This window comes from Ellagibacter isourolithinifaciens (genome assembly GCF_008831035.1).
Lineage (GTDB): Bacteria > Actinomycetota > Coriobacteriia > Coriobacteriales > Eggerthellaceae > Ellagibacter > Ellagibacter isourolithinifaciens.
On sequence record NZ_WAJR01000067.1, the window covers coordinates 1 to 833 of the forward strand.

Annotated in this window: 1 rRNA gene; it reads right to left on the reverse strand. The window is 64.5% G+C overall.

From position 1 onward, the window contains the following. A 23S ribosomal RNA gene (locus tag F8C90_RS10765) occupies window positions 1-833 on the reverse strand; the annotation flags it as partial.

Here is an 833-nt window from a genome sequence, read left to right on the forward strand (position 1 = left end):
TCACCCCTATCCACGGGTCATCCCCTCCGTTTTCAACCGAAGTGGGTTCGGCCCTCCACAGGGTCTTACCCCTGCTTCAGCCTGCCCATGGATAGCTCACCCGGCTTCGCGTCTGCGCCCGGCGACTCAATCGCCGTCTTAATGACTCGCCTTCGCTGCGGCTCGCTTCTGAGCTGAACCTCGCCGCCGGACGCAACTCGCTGGCTCATTCTACAAAAGGCACGCCGTCACACCGCAGAGGGTGCTCCGGCTGCTTGGGGGCGCACGGTTTCAGGTGCTCTTTCACTCCCCTCTCGGGGTGCTTTTCACCTTTCCCTCACGGTACTTGTTCGCTATCGGTCATGGGAGAGTGCTCAGCCTTGGAGGGTGGTCCCCCCTGCTTCGGACCGGGTTTCACGTGCCCGGCCCTACTCGGGGACGCGCCTCGGAGGCGCCATGGATCCGCGTACGGGGCTCTCACCCGCTGCGGCCGGCCTTCCCATGCCGTTCCGCTTCCATGACGCTTTGTAACTCCGCCCGAGAGAGCAGGCTCTCGGGATGGCTCGCCCCGCAACCCCCGCGCAGCAACGCCCTGTCGCTTGCACGTGCGCGGGTTTGGGCTCTGGTCCGGTTTCGCTCGCCGCTACTCCCGGAGTCTCGGTTGATTTCCTTTCCTCGGGGTACTTAGATGTTTCAGTTCCCCCGGTTGCCTCCTCGCACCGTATGTATTCGGGTGCGGGTAGCAGGGCATGACCCCTGCTGGGTTCCCCCATTCGGGAATCCCCGGATCGAAGGCCGTTTGCGCCTCCCCGGGGCTTATCGCAGCTTGCCGCGCCCTTCTTCGGCTTCCCATG